This is a genomic window from Chitinophagales bacterium (assembly GCA_016787225.1).
In the GTDB taxonomy this organism is placed as follows: Bacteria; Bacteroidota; Bacteroidia; order Chitinophagales; family JADJOU01; genus CHPMRC01.
Genome location: JAEUUY010000030.1, coordinates 55,538 through 73,521 on the forward strand (window position 1 = coordinate 55,538; position 17,984 = coordinate 73,521).

Consider the following 17,984-nt stretch of genomic DNA (forward strand, 5'->3'; position numbering starts at 1 on the left):
TACCCCTATCTTATTTTACTTTTAAAAGATAGTGAATTTTGTTTTTTATCCTACTCTGCTCTCGTGTTTTCGGATACCGACGCTGGCTTTTTTAAAGTTTGTCAGGAACTTGTTTACATTATCACATGCTATCCGGATTTGCTTATGACTTTGTAATTATTTGTACTGCAAAACTATCTCATATTATTACCCTTGTAAATCCCTAGATATCTCTACCTAGATTTAGGGGTGAGCAAGTATTATACTCGTCAGATACCGATACACCATGAATTATATCTTGTATCAAAACGGCTGCACTGACTTCTGCGGTGAGCAATAAATCAGGTTGAAGCAAAATGTCATAGCCAGTTAACTTGGCAAGTTTTTCATAATTCTCATACCAGCAAAGAGGAAAAAGTCCTCGAGGATAATACAACTGGAGTGGACGACTATAGGGTTTTCCGCTCTTTTTTATCATGAGACCATAATTGTAACCTTGTCCACAACTTGAGTCTGAAAGTGGTTGCCATAAATTGTCCGTATAGCGCTGTGCTCTGCTTAATGCTAGGTGCAATATGTTCTCACTACTCTGATCGCGATATTGCTCCCAATAATTTGCAATTAGCCTCACAATGGACTCCGCTGCTAGTGGACAATCATACATTTTCATAAGATGTGAAATATCTAAAGCAGACTTAGGTATCATAGTTTCCATAATTTTATTATTATCTCTGACATCAGAATCAAAAGGGATAGTATAATGAGTCCGAAGCCTAAATATTTAATCCAAAGAATGGACTTTAAGTCATCCTTGTCATATATGGGTATCATATTGATTTGTTTTAATTGATTAATGATTTTTTTTATTAACTTGGTAAGAAAAACATAAGTATTTGAAAATTGTTGTTTGACTATATCAGTTTCAATCTTGTGCCAGAGTTTGTTAGTGCAATCTCAAATCGATCTATTTTTTTACTTTTCGTTTTAGAATTGAGTTGTTGAATTGTGATTTATTTTTTCATTTTATATAAATTTTAGGTGAATAATATGGGCAAGGCTTCGCCTATAGGTGACTTTGCACTCATTAAAAGCTTAACTAAAGTTAGATTAAATGCTTAGATAATTGCCGATGGGGGCGGCTAAGCTTTAATTACACTTAAGACGTCGAATAATATGATTTTTTCTCACTCCATTGAAAGCTGGAAGAACCTGAATTGCATTTTTAATATTCGACTCTTGATCTATTTTATTGTCCTGATTGATATCCTCGCTGCTATTCACTTCAATGGAATTGCCGGGCTCTGTATAATTAATTGAATTAGCCACTAAATAATTTAGTTTATATTTAATACTACCTAGTTGAGTACAATCATCTTCATAAGTATCTAAAAATTGATTGATAGCTGAGCCACTAGCCAATCCGCTATTGCCACTCAGTACATCGCTACTAGCCAATATAGGATTAAGGTTTAATGCCGCATCCATAGATACAATATCTATATCAACTTCGGCTATAATGGGTGTAGCGATAGAATTCGCAGGGCCTACGACCACATCTTTTACAAATTTATAATTCTGAAGAAGGATAGAATTAAGTGTATTAGACTGGAATAAAACCTTTTGACCACCTTGGTGATTAAAACTAACTTTGTATGACTTAGGCGCTACAGCTGGGGTATCCCATTTCACTAAATAGGTAGAGTCGTTCATTTTAATAACTTGGGTCTTGTAGCTCGTTTCAGAATTTGGAACCATTTTCCATACCCAGTAAAATATTCCTATAAGTATCAGCGCTATTAGGGCGAAAATTAACTTCTTGTTCATATAAATAATTTTTTAGATTTAAATAATTTTACTGCAAAGATGCAACTTGTGTTTATGTTATAAAATTACATTTTTCTATGATTAATATTTTATATTTGTTTAATTTGAAGTAGTTTAAAACATAATAAATAGATTTTCAGCAATTTGAATCATTACATTTTAAAAACATTCTATTGAAATTAGATAAAAAAATATACCATCTTGCCCGCCTTTTAATTGATATCAGGCCCAAAATATCAAAATACAACTGGACTTTATATGAGTTGGAGATTAGGGCTTTTATCTCTGAATTCATAGAAAACGCAGAGCAAGAGCCAATGGTATTATACGAGTCTATACATAAAAGAAAACCTTCTAAGGAATTCATAGATAAGGTAATTAAAGCAATAGAAGCAGAAGCTCTTTATAATAATATGGAAGAGGCTAAGAGAAATATGCTTTTAAGTATTTATCATTACAACCCCAATTCAAATAAAAATTACTTTTTAGAGCTCACTAAAAACGCGATTAATAATCCTGAAATTACCAACCCACTTCGCTATCAACTAGAGATATATCTATCTGAGATAAATGAGCAAGCCAGTTATCGAGCAGGTATTTCTCAGTTTTATGTGCCTAGTGCAGCCAATGTTCATGATTTTCTATATCGATGCCTCGAAGATATCTGCGCATCTCTGACCGTAGGACATATTAAAAATAAGGATGATAAAGAACAGATAGCTTATTTTGAAAAATTACTTGAGGTAATGCGAATTTTTCAAGTGGACGAACCAGAATTAAATTTGCTCAAGGAATTAGTTACTCTGAATATATATAAGCATAAAGATTCTTACATACAAGTTCTTAATTTATTAGAAAAAGTAGAACTAAAAATCTCAGCTTCTAGCCTAAGAAATTGCTTTCTTACCACTATCAATGTTCTCTATATTCAATATAACAGTTGGGGGCTTACACAGCACCATATCCTCCAACTCTTTCAATTGATGGTCACGAAGGTTCAATCCGAGTTTTACACCAATTTGAGTATACAAACCATAAAAAACCTGGCTACGTTATGCATTCGATATGACTCCAAAGAGTGGTTTGATGAAGTTTTCGCAGAGAATAAAATATCTCATTTAGGCAGTGAAATAGGCATGACGCTTCGATTATGTGATGCTAAATTCGCCTTTGCTGCAAAAGACTATCAAAGAGTATTAGATATTCTCATTACCTACAAAACTTTTGATGTTTTTCAAGATTTAGAGTTACGAAGATTACAAGTAATGAGCTTCTATGAAATGGGAGAAAGAGTTTTGGTAGACAATTATTTGAACGCTTTTAAAGTTTATATTCACAGAAATGAAACTATAAATCAAGTCTACAAGGAATCGAATAATAATTTTATGAGATTTCTCAATCGATTAAATAAAACTATAGATATTAAAAAGGCAGAAAGTATATTATTTGAAATCAATCAAACAGAGCGAATTGCTGAAAAGCAATGGATAACATCCAAAGCTAATGAATTACTGACGAAGCTTCGAGAAGAAAAATAACATTATAGGGTTACCTTATATAAGTCACCTACTATCTCCCTCGGCACGAACTTACTCACATCGCCCTTGCCTAGTATGATTTCACGAACAATGGTAGATGAAATTGAAGAGTACTCAGGAGGAGAAAGCATGAGGATAGTTTCAATACCTGATTCCATACTATGATTGAGATGAGCTATTGTCTTTTCATATTCAAAATCGGAAGCGGATCGTATACCTCGCAATAAATACTCTGCGCCTATTTCCTTGCAATAATTAATCGTGAGTCCATTATAGTGTGACACCTCCACAGTAGGACAATCCTTAAACACTTTCTGTATCCAATCCTTACGCAGGTCGAGAGTAAAGAGATATTTCTTTTGAGTATTGACCCCGATAGCTACTATGATTTTATCGAAAAGCGGAATACTTCGCTTGACAATATCCACATGACCTATTGTGATAGGATCAAAAGACCCCGGGAAGACGGCTATTTTCAAATTCGCTATTGTTAAATTAAACTATTCACCATGAGCCTTTTTGCGGGCTTCTTCTAACTCGGTATGAAATACCACATCCCAGAACATATTGCTCACTCCAAATCCTGCATCTGGATGGACATAGTGATGAGCCATATGATGTTTTTTTAGCTTCTCAAAATATGGATTATTCCACTTAGCATGATGCAAGGCATAATGCATCATATCATATACAAGATAACCAACCACCATGCCCGCAAAGGCTGCAAATGTGGCACCGCCGCCGCCAAAGGCGAAGTGGAAAAAAAGATAAAAAGGAATTGCCAATATTATGGACATGATTGGAGGCATCACTAATCGCTTGGAATCATTTGGATAATCGTGATGAACGCCGTGCATAAGAAAACTAATTCGTTTCCCAAAGTCACTCGTAGGGTGATAGTGAAATATAAATCTATGTACGAAATACTCTGATAAGGTCCAGATAAAAAGACCTATTAAAAATAAAACTGGAACTTTTATAAACCCAAACTGATAGACGAAAATAGCCTGATACAAACAATAGAGAACGACAGGCACCCAAACAATAAGCGGAGTTACCCAATGTATTCTCGACATCCAATCTAAAATAGGATTGTCAAACATCCGAATAGTTTCATCTTTTAGAGAAACGAAATTTTTCTGCTGGCTCATTATACAAGTTTTTAATAGTGCAAATTTATCAACTTTGACTTAAAAAAGAGGTTAGGAATTGATAAAAATGATAACTAACTCACAAAGAACAAAGCTAGAAACTCCTAGCATCCAATTCTTTAAGATCCTGTTTCCAAATTTTATACTTTATATCGATATTTTTGGGGGCATATATCACTATAGGCATTAAACTGACATACTTTACAGTCTCAGTCTTACCAGAAGCCACATTCATCACTTTTTTCGCATTCGTCTCACAACCCATTTTCGTCGATATTATCTGAGAATTCGTGTTAAAAATATAGTAAGGGTAGCCGTATCCCTCGAGGTTTTTCATTTCAAAATCACCCAAGAGATAATGTTTATTGCAATAATCCACCTCTGAACTCAAAACCGCATAAAACTCGACTTTTAATATTTTTTCATTGGGCATAGATTCCAATAAAATAGCATGCTTGACCATATTAGGCATATTGGGGTAAATCGTCAAATCATGCATGGGAGTGTTGCTGACAAAAGTTCCCAATTCTGCTGCTGCAGGTTCTACTTTCGTTAACTCACTTTTAATATCCGCCTTCCCTCTGTCCTGGCACCAAAGGGTTGAGCAAAGAAAGAATGTTAGAATGGTGGCTGTAATTTTATTTGTCATTTTAATGGATTTATAAATTTATAAACTAGCAGTCCGCCCTCCATCTACCGGAATATTAATTCCTGTAATATAGGATGCCTCGTCTGATGCCAAAAAAGCTACTGCTGCCGCTACCTCTGCGGGTTTTGCGAATCGCTTCATGGGTATTTCGTTGATCATTTCCTCTTCTACGGTAGTTTTGGACAAATTCATTTTGTTAGACTTATTTTCAATGATAGCGTTTAATCTATCTGTGGCTGTCGCTCCAGGCAGCACATTATTAACTGTAATTCCAAACTGAGCCAATTCGTTGGCCATAGTTTTAGACCAATTCGCCACGGCTGCTCGTATGGTATTGGACACCCCGAGATTAGGTAAGGGTTGCTTCACAGAAGTCGATATGATATTGATGATTCTACCAAATTTTGAGTCTATCATCCCTTGTTTAAGAATTGATACGAGTGTATGATTAACTAATACATGCTGACGAAATGCTGCTTCAAACTCTTCTATCTTTGCACTTGACACAGGACCAGCTGCAGGACCACCAGAGTTATTGACTAAAATGAGATATGGCTTTCCTATTTCAATTGCTTTGGCAGCAACTTTGGCTTCCAATCCTTTCAAATCATTTCCGTCTGCTGCTATATAATGATGGACTTGTCCGTTAGGAGTTGGCAACTTAGCTAAAGCATCCGTTAAATCGCTCTCATTTCTAGCTAGAAGAGTTATGGTATATCCCATTTCTGCCAGCTTTAAAGCACTAGCAAAACCTATTCCTTTGCTACCACCGCATACTAATGCTGATTTGTTCACTATTGTTTTTATTTTAATCTCAAATGTACGTCAAAATTTTTATTTATAAAGAAATCTCAAACTATATTAAATTTGTAAGTTAAGAAAGTTTCATAGAAAAAGTAAGTAAGCCTTATGCCAGAAAATTTAAGTTATCTTCTAGGAAGAAAAGGATTGAATAAGAATCTTTTTGAAGAATTAGGTATAGCCGCACAGGAAACAGGCACACCCGATATCGAAAAAATGGAGGAACTGCGTAAAGAGTTTCTGGTAGGGAAATCTACAGTTTACGGAACTACTTCATTTTATGATTTTCTGAGACCTGAGAATAAAGGCAAAAAAGTTTATGTCTGTAATGGAAGTGCTTGTCTTACTGCTCGTACTCAAGATAAATTAAAAGACAAAATTCTAAAAGAATTTACTGCCGAAGAGGTAGGTGAAATGTGCTGCCTCGGTCGGTGTCATGAAAACAGCGCTTTTCATATCGATGGTCAAAACTATTCAGGCAAGGATGTGGAACGATTATCCGATATTAAAAAGACTAAATCCTCCTCGACCGAAAAATATGCTGTAGCCCATATTGGCACACCTATTCTCACAGAAAAAATCCAAGACCTCAATCAGTTTTATAGCCTTCTCAAAACTTCACTTTCTAAATCTCCCGATGAGCTTTTAAATGAAATCAAAGCTTCGGGGATAAGAGGTAGAGGTGGTGCTGGATTTGCCATGGCATTTAAACTAGAGTCATGCAAAAACACCCAATCCGACGATAAATTTGTGGTATGTAATGCCGATGAAGGCGACCCAGGTGCTTATTCGGATAGATATTTACTCGAAGAGCAACCGCATAAATTACTCTTAGGTATGATTCTAACAGGATATGTCATAGGAGCCAATTGGGGTGTGGTCTATATACGAGGAGAATATCCAGAGTCCGTCGATAAAATCAATGATAGTATCGCTTTTTTGCGAGAAAATAGTTTAATAGGCAATAATATATTTGGATCTAGTTTTAGTTTTGACTTCAAGGTGATAAAAGCCATGGGGGCGTATATCTGCGGTGAAGAGACGGCTTTACTATCTTCTATTGAAGGTCAGCGACCAGAAGTTCGTGTGCGTCCTCCCTACCCTACGCAGGTCGGTTTATTCAATAAACCTACTGTTGTCAATAATGTAGAGACGCTCGCCAATATTCCATATATTTTAGAAAAAGGTGGAGCCCATTATGCTTCCATAGGTACAGCTAAATCTACTGGAACGAAATTAGTGTCCCTCGATAGCCATTTTAACAAACCGGGCATGTATGAAGTAGATATGGGTGTATCTCTATCTAGGGTTATCGACGAACTTGGCGGTGGATTTCACAATAAGGTAAAAGCTTTGCATATTGGAGGGCCATTAGGAGGCTTGGTTCCTACAAGCAAAATTAAGGAATTGACCGTAGATTATGAGTCTTTTTCTCAGCATGGATTTTTATTAGGTCATGCTTCTGTGGTGTCTATTCCAGAAGATTTTCCTTTAGTGAAATATATTGAACATCTTTTCCAATTTACGGCGCATGAAAGCTGTGGCAAGTGCTTTCCTTGTCGACTTGGTTCTACCAGAGGATATGAACTATTCAAAAAAGCACAAAACGAAGATTATAAAATAGACCGTACTCTGTTAAACGATTTATTAAATACCATGGAAAAAGGCTCATTATGTGCCTTGGGTGGCGGCTTACCTTTACCAATCAAAAATGCCTTGATGTATTTCGAAGAGGAGTTAAAAGATTATTTAAAATAAAATATCGAATATGCACACCATTTACCACTTAGAATCCGCGCTAGAAGTAAATTCTGATATTCTTGATGCGATAAAAGCCGCTTATAAAAATAAGCCGATAACTATAACTATTGAAGAGGATACGAATCCATATGAGCTGACAGATGAGATGATGTTAATTCTAGATCAACGGTTAGAAGAAGATGAGTCAACTTATATAACTGCCGCAGAATCCTTAAAACAATTAGAAAAGAAAAATGAACTATAAAATCAAGGTGTCTCCTAGAGCTCAAAAAGAGATTGAAGACACGTATGATTACTATTCAAATTACAGCAAAGATGTGCCAACAAAATTTTTAACTACAATTCGTTCGGCCTACGAAATTTTACAAAAATCTCCTTATTTAAAAACTCATTATAAAAATATTCGAAGTCTGAAACTAAACAAATTTCCGCATTCATTATACTTTACAATAAATGAAGAAAAACATATTATCAATATTTTAGCTTGTTTTCATAATAAAAGGAACCCTAAAAATAGACCACAACTTATCTAGTTAGACATAATTTATTTACCTATGACAAAAATCGCATTTATCAACGACCGAGCTTTTGAATACCAAGAGGGCGATACTATTTTGCAATTTATCAAGCGGTATTTTGAAAGCAATTATGTGCCTACCCTTTGCGATGCACCCAACCTTAAGCCTTTTGGCTCGTGCAGAGTGTGCAGTGTAGAGGTAGCGCTTCAGAAAAATGGCGGTAGAAAAACACAAGCTTCCTGTCATACTCCCGTGATGGAAAACTCCTATATCTATACCCATAGTGAGGCTATTCTGACACTGAGAAAAAATATAATAGAGCTGGTTTTGACTGATCATCCATTGGACTGCCTCACCTGTGAAGTCAATAATAATTGTGAGCTGCAAGATGTAGCTGCTCAGGTAGGTGTGCGCAAGGTTCGTTATCCAGAGGGAAAGAATCATTTAGATAGAGAAAAAGACTTAAGTCATCCTTATATGACCTCTGATTTCTCCAAATGTATCAACTGCTATCGCTGCGTGCGAGCCTGCGAAGAAGTACAGGGCGAACTGGTGCTATCTATGGCTGGACGTGGCTTTGATAGTCATATTATCAAAAGCTTTGAGACGAGTTTTATGGAATCAGATTGTGTGAGTTGTGGTGCTTGTGCTCAGGCCTGCCCTACATCCGCCATTTCGGACGTTTTTGAATCTAAATCGATTGTAGGAACAGAAAAAACAAGAACGATATGCACCTACTGTGGAGTCGGTTGCAATTTAGAAGTATCGACCCTCAATGGCGAAGTCAAATCCATACGAGCACCTTATGATGCCGAAGTCAATGCAGGGCATACTTGTCTCAAAGGTCGCTATGCATTTTCATTTTACAAACATCCCGATAGAATACGAACACCTCTCATTCGTAAAAATGGCGAGTTGGTTCCTGCCACATGGGACGAGGCTTATGACTTCATAGCAGATAAACTAACTTCGATAAAAAATGAATACGGACCCGATGCCATAGCTGGTATATCCTCCGCAAGATGCACGAATGAAGAAAATTATTTGATGCAGAAATTTATCCGTGCTGTCATAGGCACGAATAATATCGACTGCTGTGCTCGAGTTTGTCACTCGCCTACGGCTCTAGGAATGCAGCGAGCCTTTGGTACTGGAGCAGCTACTAATTCTATAGAAGATTTGAAGCATACCAATTGCATTATGATCATCGGCGCGAATCCTACAGATGGACACCCTGTCACGGGGGCTAAGCTCAAGCAATTTGCGATGAAGAGTAAAACTACAATAGTCATAGACCCTCGTGAAACCGAAATAGCAAAATATGCTACCTATCATCTGCAATTGCAACCCGGTACGAATGTAGCCTTATTGAATATGATGCTCTACTACATTATTTTCGAAGGACTGGAAGCTAAGGATTTTATAACTCAGCGCACCGAAGGTTACGAAGAATTCAAAGAGCAAATCTTAGCTCTAAATATCGACGAAATGGAAAGAGTAACAGGTGTCGATAGAGAGCTCGTTCGCAAGGCAGCTATAGCCTATGCCACCGCAGGCAATGCCATGTCTTTTCATGGACTAGGAGTTACTGAGCATTCACAAGGTAGCTATACCGTCATGCTCATTTCAGACTTGGCTATGATTACAGGCAATATAGGTCGCAAAGGAGTAGGTGTCAATCCACTTCGGGGTCAAAATAATGTGCAAGGCGCAGCTGATATGGGTTGTCAACCGCATCAAGGCGCAGGTTATCTCAGTTCCTACGACCCAGAAATCAATAAACACTACGAGCAATTTTATAAAACGAAAATTCCACTCGGTAAAGGTTTGAAAATTCCTGAAATGTTTGAAGCCTCTATTCATGGCAAGCTAAAGGCTTTGTGGCTCATGGGAGAGGACGTGGTGCAAACCGACCCCAATACCAATAAAGTAATTGCAGCGATGCAAGGATTAGATTTACTGGTCGTCCAAGAAATATTTATGACTGAAACAGCAAAGTATGCCACAGTGATTCTTCCAGCCTCTTCTTTCCTAGAAAAAAGCGGAACATTCACCAATGGTGAACGCCGTATTCAGCGTGTACAGAGGGTCGTAGAGCCCCTCGAAGGCACTAAACCCGATGGTCAAATCATCGTGGACATTATGAATAAAATGGGCTTCCCACAGGCAGACTATGATGCAGCGGATGTGCTAGAAGAGGTGTCTCAAATTGTTCCTTTCTTTGCAGGTGTGAAATGGGACGAACTAGGAAACAATGGCAAACAATGGCCTGTAGCTCCTGATGGTACAGATGCTAAGATTATCCATATTGATCAATTTTCACGTGGTTTGGGTAAGTTTCACTACTTTGACTGGGAGGAAAGCAATGAACTCAAAAAGTACAAAAAAGAATATCCCTATATCGTCACCACCAATCGTGAGCTCGAGCATTATAACTGTGGTACCATGACACGCCGCACTGGCAATGCACAAATTCTTACGGAAGATGTCATTATGATTCATCCTGAAGATGCCGCCAAACACTTTATCCAAGAAGGCGATATGGTCTGCGTAGAGTCTCCACGAGGCAAGGTAGATATTAAGGCTCGCATTACGGAAGAAGTGAAACAGGGCGTATTGAGTACCACCTTCCATTTCCCAGATGTTATGCTCAATATCATCACCAGTGACGAGCATGATACGGAAGCTATGTGCCCAGAATATAAAGTGGTAGCTGTGAATATCAGAAAGAGTAAAGGGAAGAAGTTGGTGACTAGCTAGTTCAGTGGACAGTGGTCGGTAGTCAGTTAGCTAGAGGCTAGACACAGAGATACACTGAGAAGACACAGAGAAGCACGGAGTAGAGACTCTATGAACCTCCTAATGCTCTGTGCAACTCTGTGAAACAACCAGCAGCTAGCGACTAGAAACTAAGATATACAGAGTATCATGAAGGTTCATCTCTGCGTCCTTTGCGTCTTTGCAGTAAAATATATAAGTAATCAATGGACATTGGTCAGTAGATAGTTAGTTAGAGGCTAGACACAGAGTTACACGTAGAAGACACGGAGAAGCACGGAGAAAAACTTTTTAAAGGGCTAGTGTTGTTTTTTAGTAAAGTTACAAAATAAGCAAACCCAGCAGTCGCGCCAAGCCTTTAGGTGCAGAGGTGGTCGTTTTAGCTATCAAGGCTAAAGCTTTGAGAAAACGACTTAAAAGTTTAGGTAAAGTCGCCAAAGTTTATGGATACTATGTATAAAGCTTTAGACAAATTCGTTAAAATTTTAAGCATCATGGATAAAATTTTAACGGACTTAGCTAAACGAACCACCTCGGAGGGTAAAACTTAGGGTTTTAAGCAATTCATGAATAATTAACATATTTATGGGAATATCTTTTATCTTTGTTTGAAACAAAAATTTAGAAAAATGGGGCTCAACTATGCTAATTTATTGCGTGATATTACCCAAAATAGGGTGGATATACGAAGAAAGTTGCGGATGTTATATAGTTGTGTGAAATTTTAAAAAACGTATATAAATCGATAAAATGGATTATACTCAGAAATTAAGAATTAAAACAGCAATGGTTATTTATGAGCTTGAATTATCATTAGGAAATTATGTGATTGACAATGAGGTCTTACATAATATCCCAGCTTCAAGTTTGGATTCCATTGTTGAACGGGAGGCTTCAAAGGGAAGAGACATAAACAAAAACAACTTGAATTTAATAGTTGAGGCAAGTTATCTTGATGAAATATTCAATTTTGCAATAAGCATCACGGAAAATACAAGTTTGCACACGCAAATGATTGAATTAAAACAACTCTGCTCAATTCTTGGAATATTTAATATCAGAAACGCGGTTAGTCATCCCAATCGTGCATTCCCTGATTGTTATTGGTTTAGAGTTGCAACAATAGCCAGCGACCCACTAATTGAGAGATTGAATTTAACTTCAGTTAGAAACGCATTAAATTCTGCAATTGAAGAAAATTTAAATACTCCACCAGATGAATGGTTGTTTAATGTGAATTGGGCAATTCCAAATACTTTGCCCATGGCTTTTGATCATGAAATAACAGGATTACTTGGAAGGGATAAAGAATTTAAGGATCTAGAATCAGTTTTATCTAAAAACAGGAGTAATCTGGTAGCTATTGTAGCACCAGGTGGGATTGGAAAAACCGCTCTTGTACTTCAATATTTGAAAGACTTATCTTTAAATCCTCTGTGGTCTGCAAAATTAAGTGCAATAATATTTTGTACTTTAAAGAACGAAAAACTCACTGCAAATGGAATTGAGACGATAGACGCTATTAGTGGTATAGAACAAATTAAAGATTCAATTTTTGAAGACCTCAAGAAAATTTACTCCAATAAATTTCAGTTTAGCTCATTTGATGAGGCCTTAACTGATTTAGAAAACGAAAATATTTTGATTTGTATTGACAATCTAGAAACATTATTAGTTGATTCTCAAAAAGAGTTTATAGAATTTAATCAATTATTGCCTTTAAAGTGGAAATTACTCGTGACAAGCAGAATCTCAATAGATTCTGCTACTACAGTCCCTTTAGAACCTTTAGTAAAGAGACACGCAGTAAACTTGGCAAGAAACTATTTTAGAAAAAGAGGTGTACTTGATTTTAAACAAGATGAACTGGAAAAAATTGCTGATGCAGCGAATAACAACCCTTTAGCAATTAGACTTACTATTGATTTGTATTTAAATGGTGGAGACATTAAATCTTCCATATCTAAATCCCAAAAGGACATCGCTTCATTTTCCTACAAAAATCTTATAGAGTCACTAAAGAACAATTCTATTTCATTGCTAGAAGCAATTTATGCAATTGGACAACCTACACGACTTGATTTAATTGATTTCATCGAAATGGACAGAGATGACCTTATAGAATCATTAAATGAGCTTGCCAAAACAAGCTTAATAATAAGAAGCACAGATGAATACGGTAATGATGTTTACAAATTAAGTGATTCAATTCGTGATTTGCTATTAACGAATCCAAAAAATATTGAGATAAGAAATAGTATTACAGAAGGTCTCAAAAAGCGAAAATCCAAAATACTTGAACAATCTGCACGAATCAAGCAATTAGGGCTTACCGAACTTGATGAAGAATTTATACCTGAAGATATTGACCAAAGCTTGTATGTTCTTATATCTGATTTGAACAAAACACTTGGAAAAAACAACAAGTATGATATTCAGGATGTGATTTCCATAAAAGACAGATTTTTAGAGGTAATTAAATATAAAACTAAGGACAGTTTACTACTATACAATTATTCTCGAATATTTAAAGCACTTAGGGATTTCGCTAACGAATTAACTTACTTGAAAAAAGCCGAAGAAACAGATCGTCAATCACCGAAGGTTAAATTGGCAATTGCCCTATGCTATTTTTATAATAGCGATTATGAGGAAGCAAAAGAGTACTTCGAAACGTTAATAAATACTGGGGCAAATATTCCAACAAATACAAATAAAAAGTTTAGTTTTTCTGTTACAAAACTATACCATTTATGCCTTTTATATTTAGGTGAGTACGACACAATAATTGAATCCTCAAAGAATTGGAAAGAATTAGATTATTGGTCAGGACTTGTTGGCGTTTATAGAGCAACTGCGTTAAAACGAAAAATTGAGTTCAAATTTTCATCTATAACTTCCAATGAAGTCATAATTGCTGAAATATTCGATATTTTCAATTTTGTATTGACCGCGGAAAACTACTTTGATGCTGCATGTGTTGAAGCAAACAAAATAATCAAGGATTTAATTTTTATCATAAATCCTAATTATGAATACTCCCAAGAAATAATTCATAAATATTTAGATTTTGTTGCTGTACACTTCTTCAATATTATTTCAAAATTAAGAAGCGAGAATCTTACAAGCGCGGAAAATCAAGATTTCATTTCTAATCTTTATGATTTCAATATTGATAATAACCCTCTTCATAAGGTAAAATGGTATAAGAAAACTTCCGAGTTTGATTCAAGATATGATATCGAACATCTGGAAGAGTTAAAGCAGGAAGGCTATGAGATTGTTAAGGTCTATCATATACCTGAGGATAAAGGTTATGGAATGTCAAGTTTTATGTTTGCAAAGAATGACGCAGGTCAACAATTTTATTTATCTGTGAATTACTTTGATCAGGGTTGGAATAGATGGGGATATATAAAAGAGGGAGATTGCTTAGCTATAAAATTCACGAGATCTTCAATAATAAATAAACCACATCCAGCAATTGAGATAATCGAAATTGATAAGTTTTGATAAAAAAACTTCACACAACAGCCGTTTGCCGCAATGGGGGCTGACGTGGTTAAATCAAGTGCAGTGCTCCTATCAGCATTTGTGCTTGGTTGACAGTGAAGTGCTCCGAAATCCCCCACTGCGGCAAGCGGCAAAACGATATGCGTCATTTTAGAGAAACAGCCCCATAGTGCGGAGATGTCCCATGAATGACTGGCGCAGAGTTGAGCGTAGCGGTCTTTGTGCCTCCATCTAATGAGGTAAAATTAGGTAAGCACAGACACCACTACGTTAATGTCTGAGCTAAAGGGCAGTAAAAGGCAAGTTCTTCAATTCGAAATTTTGTCCATTTTTATAAGCATATCACATTTTTAGGTAGATAGTAGTGCTATACAACTAAGTGATATTGCTATACATTTGCTCAAACATAGAGCGATGTTTTCAAACTTATTACATAATAAAAATAAGCCGCAAGGCCTTGAAGGACATGAGTTAGATACTGATTTGACCAAGAAGATGTATACCACTTATGTACCTCAAGATGTCCTCGAAAATGAGATTTATAATCATGCTAAAACCTATGTGGAAATTCCGCATGATGCTGATTTAAATTTTGCACAAAAATTCATTGAGAAAGATGGGAAGTTTATTTACTGTACAACTCAAAAAGAATTAGGAGATAAGCTAGTGCAATTCTTCAAATTAAACGATCTCAAAACTGTTTTTTTATGGGAGGAATCCATTATTCCTATCATTAAGGATAATGATTTTACTAATGAAATTAGAATAGAACGAGTCATTGACAACTCCAATATTGCAATTAGTTATTGCGAAAGTTTAGTTTCTGAAGAGGGGAATATTATTCTCAATACGAATCAGAATAGGTTTAGACCCTTAGATAATTTTCCCCAGTATCACATAATCCTAGCCTCAAAATCTCAGGTTAAATTAAATATAGAACATGCTGTTTCCGATTATATGCTGAAATATCACGATGTATTTCCATTTCTACTAGACATATCTCCCGAAGAGAAGAGCACTCGCTTCGCTATGAATAAGCCAATTTTAAACTCGAGAGGAACAAAAAAAGTTTTCGTGTTTTATTGCGAGGAATGTTGTTTTGAATAAAATCAATCACACTCATATTGTGAAAAAACATCTTTTCCTATCCGATTTTCATTTAGGAGTCCCTGATGCAAAGTCAAGTTTAGAAAGGGAAAAGAGAATCTGTGAACTACTTATAGAAAAAAAAGATGAAGTAAGCGATATTTACTTTGTAGGCGATGTATTTGATTTTTGGTTTGAATATAATCATGCCGTTCCTAAAGGTCATTATAGATTTTTGGGGACTCTGGCTCTATTAGCAGATGCAGGCATTCAACTTCATTTCTTCAAAGGAAATCATGATATGTGGATGAGTGATTTATTTATTAATGAGTTTAATGCTAAAATATACCATGAGCCTATTGAGATAGTATTGGACGGTAAAAACATATTGATAGGTCATGGGGACGGATTAGGACCGGGAGATCACAAGTTTAAATTTTTAAAACGTTTTTTCGCATCTTCTATCTGCCAGTTTCTTTTTAGATGGATACACCCAGATATCGGAATAAGGTTAGCCAATTACTTTTCTTTTAAAAGTCGCTACGGTCAGCCACATACGCCTGAACGATACCTAGGTAATAATAAGGAATGGTTATACATCTACTGTGAAAAAAAATTAATGGAAAAGCCGATAGACTATTTCATATTCGGACATAGACACTTGCCTATTTATACTAAAGTGGCGAATACGGCGTCTATTTACATTAACTTAGGTGATTGGCTCGACTACAATACCATTGCTATCTTCGATGGAAAAGAAGTATCTTTGTATCAGCATGAAAGTGGCAAAAACAACTTTGATTTTGACCCTAATTCTTCTCTCTAAGGAGAATAGCGCACAGTCATTTCTTGACACACTAAACTACTCTATTGATTCCAATCTGAAGTATATCAAAGTAGATAAACTAAACAATATCTGGTATATTTATGAAAATAAAATAATAAGGACTAGCTCTGAGCAGGCCTACAATGACACATTAGACAATTTAAATATACAGCAGCTATCCCTGGACCTCAGTACACCTTTAAAAAACTTATTTTATTTTCGAAATAAAAATAGTGTTGAAATAAAAAATAGTCGCTGGGGGTTAATTTCTAGTTTTAAATTAGATGCTTTGCAGATTTTTGAACCTAGTTTAGTAAACTTTACATCGGATAAAATGGTATTGATACTGGATGTAAGAGAAAATATGCTCTATAAACTAAATGAAAATGGAGTAAAAGTAAATCAAAAAACCAATCCATTTAGAATCTATAACAAGTATTATTTCCCTAAAGAAATGATTCCATATAAAAACTATTGCATAGCCTTAGACACGACATATGGTATTTTTCTAATTGATGATTATGGAAATTTAAGTCAAACAAAAAAAATAGAATATTGTCAAAATTTGTTTGAGCATAAAGGAAAGATATATCTTAGCCAAGGCAATATTTTGCTGCAAATTCAAACTACAGCAAAAGGTATACTTGATTTCTCCATAGTGAAAAAAGCCATATTTCCAAGTGCAATTCGTTCACTACAAACTTTAAACGAAAATGCGCTCATTCTTTTTGAGAATAAGCGCATCTATGAGCTGAAAAATTTTGAATCTTTATTTAAGTAAATTCGCTAAAGTAGCATCGAGTTGTTCATGACTCAGACTGTTAGCTATAACCTTACCGCTAGGGTCTACCAAGAAATTAGCCGGAATAGACTCGATTCCATACTTGACTGCCCAATGAGAATCCCATCCACCTAGGTCTGAGATATGATAAGGCCAAATCAAACCATCCTTGGCAATTGCACCTTGCCATTTATCAGCCTTGTGATCTAATGAAATTGACAATACTTCAAATCCCTTGGATTGATATTTATTATACAAAGCGACTAATCCAGGATTAAACTGACGACAAGGTGGACACCAAGAAGCCCAGAACTCTACTAAAACATACTTTGCTTGTATATTCGAAAATTTTACACTATCGCCATTAGGTCCTATACCTTCAATTTCTACAAATCGGGGCTTTGCTTCAATTGACTCAGGCGGGGCAGAACTTCCACCCTGCTCGACTGCTATGTTCTCTTTTTTCGATAAGGTACAGGATGTAAAAAACCATATACCAATTACTAGACATAGCTTATTCATCGGTACCGTCTGTTGTTTTCTTAGCAGTTCGTTTCGTCGTTTTCTTTGTTTTTTTCACCTCTGGTTCTGCAGAGGCTTCAGCTACCTTTTTTACTTTTACAGTTTTAACCTTAGCTACTTTAGCCGTTTTCTTTGCACTTCTTTGCTTTCTCTTCTTACCGAAAGAACCATTAGCTATTTTACCTCTCTTTGATTTAATATCGCCTTTTCCCATTGTAAAATTATTGTTTTAAATTTAAAAAATCTGTATTCGACAA

At 35.9% G+C, this 17,984-nt stretch carries 17 protein-coding genes; 9 read left to right on the forward strand and 8 right to left on the reverse strand.

Annotated elements, in window-relative coordinates; all coding sequences use genetic code 11:
- Nucleotides 1-202: 202 nt before the first annotated feature.
- Nucleotides 203-685 carry a hypothetical protein gene (locus JNL75_11690; GenBank protein MBL7790481.1) on the reverse strand — a complete coding sequence of 161 codons (483 nt, stop codon included), beginning with the start codon at nucleotides 683-685 and terminating at the stop codon, nucleotides 203-205.
- A gap of 440 nt (nucleotides 686-1,125) precedes the next feature.
- On the reverse strand, nucleotides 1,126-1,803 hold the full coding sequence (locus JNL75_11695) for a hypothetical protein (protein MBL7790482.1): 678 nt from the start codon (nucleotides 1,801-1,803) through the stop codon (nucleotides 1,126-1,128).
- A 173-nt stretch (nucleotides 1,804-1,976) separates the two neighbouring features.
- On the opposite strand from JNL75_11695, the gene JNL75_11700 reads away from it, so the two are divergent.
- Entirely contained in the window at nucleotides 1,977-3,341 is a 1,365-nt protein-coding gene (locus tag JNL75_11700; GenBank protein ID MBL7790483.1) for a hypothetical protein, read from the forward strand.
- 2 nt (nucleotides 3,342-3,343) lie between these two features.
- Here the strand turns inward: JNL75_11700 and coaD are convergent, their stop codons facing one another.
- The 4 genes from coaD to JNL75_11720 form a co-directional block, all read right to left on the reverse strand.
- Nucleotides 3,344-3,820, reverse strand: a complete 477-nt coding sequence (gene coaD / locus JNL75_11705) for a pantetheine-phosphate adenylyltransferase (GenBank protein MBL7790484.1) — start codon at nucleotides 3,818-3,820, stop codon at nucleotides 3,344-3,346.
- A gap of 21 nt (nucleotides 3,821-3,841) precedes the next feature.
- Nucleotides 3,842-4,492 carry a sterol desaturase family protein gene (locus JNL75_11710; protein MBL7790485.1) on the reverse strand — a complete coding sequence of 217 codons (651 nt, stop codon included), beginning with the start codon at nucleotides 4,490-4,492 and terminating at the stop codon, nucleotides 3,842-3,844.
- A gap of 94 nt (nucleotides 4,493-4,586) precedes the next feature.
- Complete coding sequence (locus JNL75_11715; protein MBL7790486.1) at nucleotides 4,587-5,141, reverse strand: hypothetical protein; 555 nt, start codon at nucleotides 5,139-5,141, stop codon at nucleotides 4,587-4,589.
- An 18-nt stretch (nucleotides 5,142-5,159) separates the two neighbouring features.
- Nucleotides 5,160-5,948, reverse strand: a complete 789-nt coding sequence (locus JNL75_11720) for an SDR family oxidoreductase (protein MBL7790487.1) — start codon at nucleotides 5,946-5,948, stop codon at nucleotides 5,160-5,162.
- A 102-nt stretch (nucleotides 5,949-6,050) separates the two neighbouring features.
- Here JNL75_11720 and JNL75_11725 point away from each other — a divergent pair, with 102 nt between their 5' ends.
- The 8 genes from JNL75_11725 to JNL75_11760 all read left to right on the forward strand — a co-directional run bounded on the left by JNL75_11725 (nucleotide 6,051) and on the right by JNL75_11760 (nucleotide 17,205).
- The gene (locus JNL75_11725; protein ID MBL7790488.1) at nucleotides 6,051-7,700 is read left to right on the forward strand and encodes an NAD(P)H-dependent oxidoreductase subunit E; all 1,650 of its coding nucleotides are present in this window, start codon (nucleotides 6,051-6,053) and stop codon (nucleotides 7,698-7,700) included.
- 10 nt (nucleotides 7,701-7,710) lie between these two features.
- Nucleotides 7,711-7,947, forward strand: coding sequence for a hypothetical protein (locus tag JNL75_11730; protein MBL7790489.1), 237 nt, complete (start codon nucleotides 7,711-7,713; stop codon nucleotides 7,945-7,947).
- Nucleotides 7,937-8,236: a type II toxin-antitoxin system RelE/ParE family toxin gene (locus tag JNL75_11735; GenBank protein MBL7790490.1), complete on the forward strand. Its 300-nt coding sequence runs from the start codon at nucleotides 7,937-7,939 to the stop codon at nucleotides 8,234-8,236. The genes JNL75_11730 and JNL75_11735 overlap by 11 nt, the downstream gene beginning before the upstream one ends.
- A gap of 21 nt (nucleotides 8,237-8,257) precedes the next feature.
- Complete coding sequence (gene fdhF, locus JNL75_11740; protein MBL7790491.1) at nucleotides 8,258-10,981, forward strand: formate dehydrogenase subunit alpha; 2,724 nt, start codon at nucleotides 8,258-8,260, stop codon at nucleotides 10,979-10,981.
- A gap of 768 nt (nucleotides 10,982-11,749) precedes the next feature.
- Entirely contained in the window at nucleotides 11,750-14,512 is a 2,763-nt protein-coding gene (locus JNL75_11745; protein MBL7790492.1) for an ATP-binding protein, read from the forward strand.
- 414 nt (nucleotides 14,513-14,926) lie between these two features.
- Complete coding sequence (locus tag JNL75_11750) at nucleotides 14,927-15,619, forward strand: hypothetical protein (protein MBL7790493.1); 693 nt, start codon at nucleotides 14,927-14,929, stop codon at nucleotides 15,617-15,619.
- Complete coding sequence (locus JNL75_11755) at nucleotides 15,612-16,424, forward strand: UDP-2,3-diacylglucosamine diphosphatase (GenBank protein MBL7790494.1); 813 nt, start codon at nucleotides 15,612-15,614, stop codon at nucleotides 16,422-16,424. The genes JNL75_11750 and JNL75_11755 overlap by 8 nt, the downstream gene beginning before the upstream one ends.
- Nucleotides 16,348-17,205 (forward strand): hypothetical protein, encoded by an 858-nt coding sequence (locus JNL75_11760; GenBank protein ID MBL7790495.1) that lies wholly within the window; start codon nucleotides 16,348-16,350, stop codon nucleotides 17,203-17,205. The genes JNL75_11755 and JNL75_11760 overlap by 77 nt, the downstream gene beginning before the upstream one ends.
- Here the strand turns inward: JNL75_11760 and JNL75_11765 are convergent.
- Nucleotides 17,194-17,727, reverse strand: coding sequence for a TlpA family protein disulfide reductase (locus JNL75_11765; protein ID MBL7790496.1), 534 nt, complete (start codon nucleotides 17,725-17,727; stop codon nucleotides 17,194-17,196). The two genes, JNL75_11760 and JNL75_11765, sit on opposite strands and share 12 nt — an antisense overlap.
- Nucleotides 17,720-17,941, reverse strand: a complete 222-nt coding sequence (locus JNL75_11770; protein ID MBL7790497.1) for a 30S ribosomal protein THX — start codon at nucleotides 17,939-17,941, stop codon at nucleotides 17,720-17,722. Before JNL75_11770 ends, JNL75_11765 begins: the two co-directional genes overlap by 8 nt.
- Nucleotides 17,942-17,984: the final 43 nt, after the last annotated feature.

What these genes read in the sequence shown, in the direction of transcription:
- JNL75_11760 (MBL7790495.1), top strand. Translation starts at nt 16,348, where the DNA reads ATGGAAAAGAAGTATCTTTGTATCAGCATGAAAGTGGCAAAAACAACT.
- JNL75_11745 (MBL7790492.1), top strand. Translation starts at nt 11,750, where the DNA reads ATGGATTATACTCAGAAATTAAGAATTAAAACAGCAATGGTTATTTAT.
- JNL75_11690 (MBL7790481.1), bottom strand. Translation starts at nt 685, where the DNA reads ATGATACCTAAGTCTGCTTTAGATATTTCACATCTTATGAAAATGTAT.
- JNL75_11750 (MBL7790493.1), top strand. Translation starts at nt 14,927, where the DNA reads ATGTTTTCAAACTTATTACATAATAAAAATAAGCCGCAAGGCCTTGAA.
- JNL75_11765 (MBL7790496.1), bottom strand. Translation starts at nt 17,727, where the DNA reads ATGAATAAGCTATGTCTAGTAATTGGTATATGGTTTTTTACATCCTGT.
- JNL75_11730 (MBL7790489.1), top strand. Translation starts at nt 7,711, where the DNA reads ATGCACACCATTTACCACTTAGAATCCGCGCTAGAAGTAAATTCTGAT.
- JNL75_11770 (MBL7790497.1), bottom strand. Translation starts at nt 17,941, where the DNA reads ATGGGAAAAGGCGATATTAAATCAAAGAGAGGTAAAATAGCTAATGGT.
- JNL75_11695 (MBL7790482.1), bottom strand. Translation starts at nt 1,803, where the DNA reads ATGAACAAGAAGTTAATTTTCGCCCTAATAGCGCTGATACTTATAGGA.
- fdhF (MBL7790491.1), top strand. Translation starts at nt 8,258, where the DNA reads ATGACAAAAATCGCATTTATCAACGACCGAGCTTTTGAATACCAAGAG.
- JNL75_11735 (MBL7790490.1), top strand. Translation starts at nt 7,937, where the DNA reads ATGAACTATAAAATCAAGGTGTCTCCTAGAGCTCAAAAAGAGATTGAA.
- JNL75_11710 (MBL7790485.1), bottom strand. Translation starts at nt 4,492, where the DNA reads ATGAGCCAGCAGAAAAATTTCGTTTCTCTAAAAGATGAAACTATTCGG.
- JNL75_11725 (MBL7790488.1), top strand. Translation starts at nt 6,051, where the DNA reads ATGCCAGAAAATTTAAGTTATCTTCTAGGAAGAAAAGGATTGAATAAG.
- JNL75_11715 (MBL7790486.1), bottom strand. Translation starts at nt 5,141, where the DNA reads ATGACAAATAAAATTACAGCCACCATTCTAACATTCTTTCTTTGCTCA.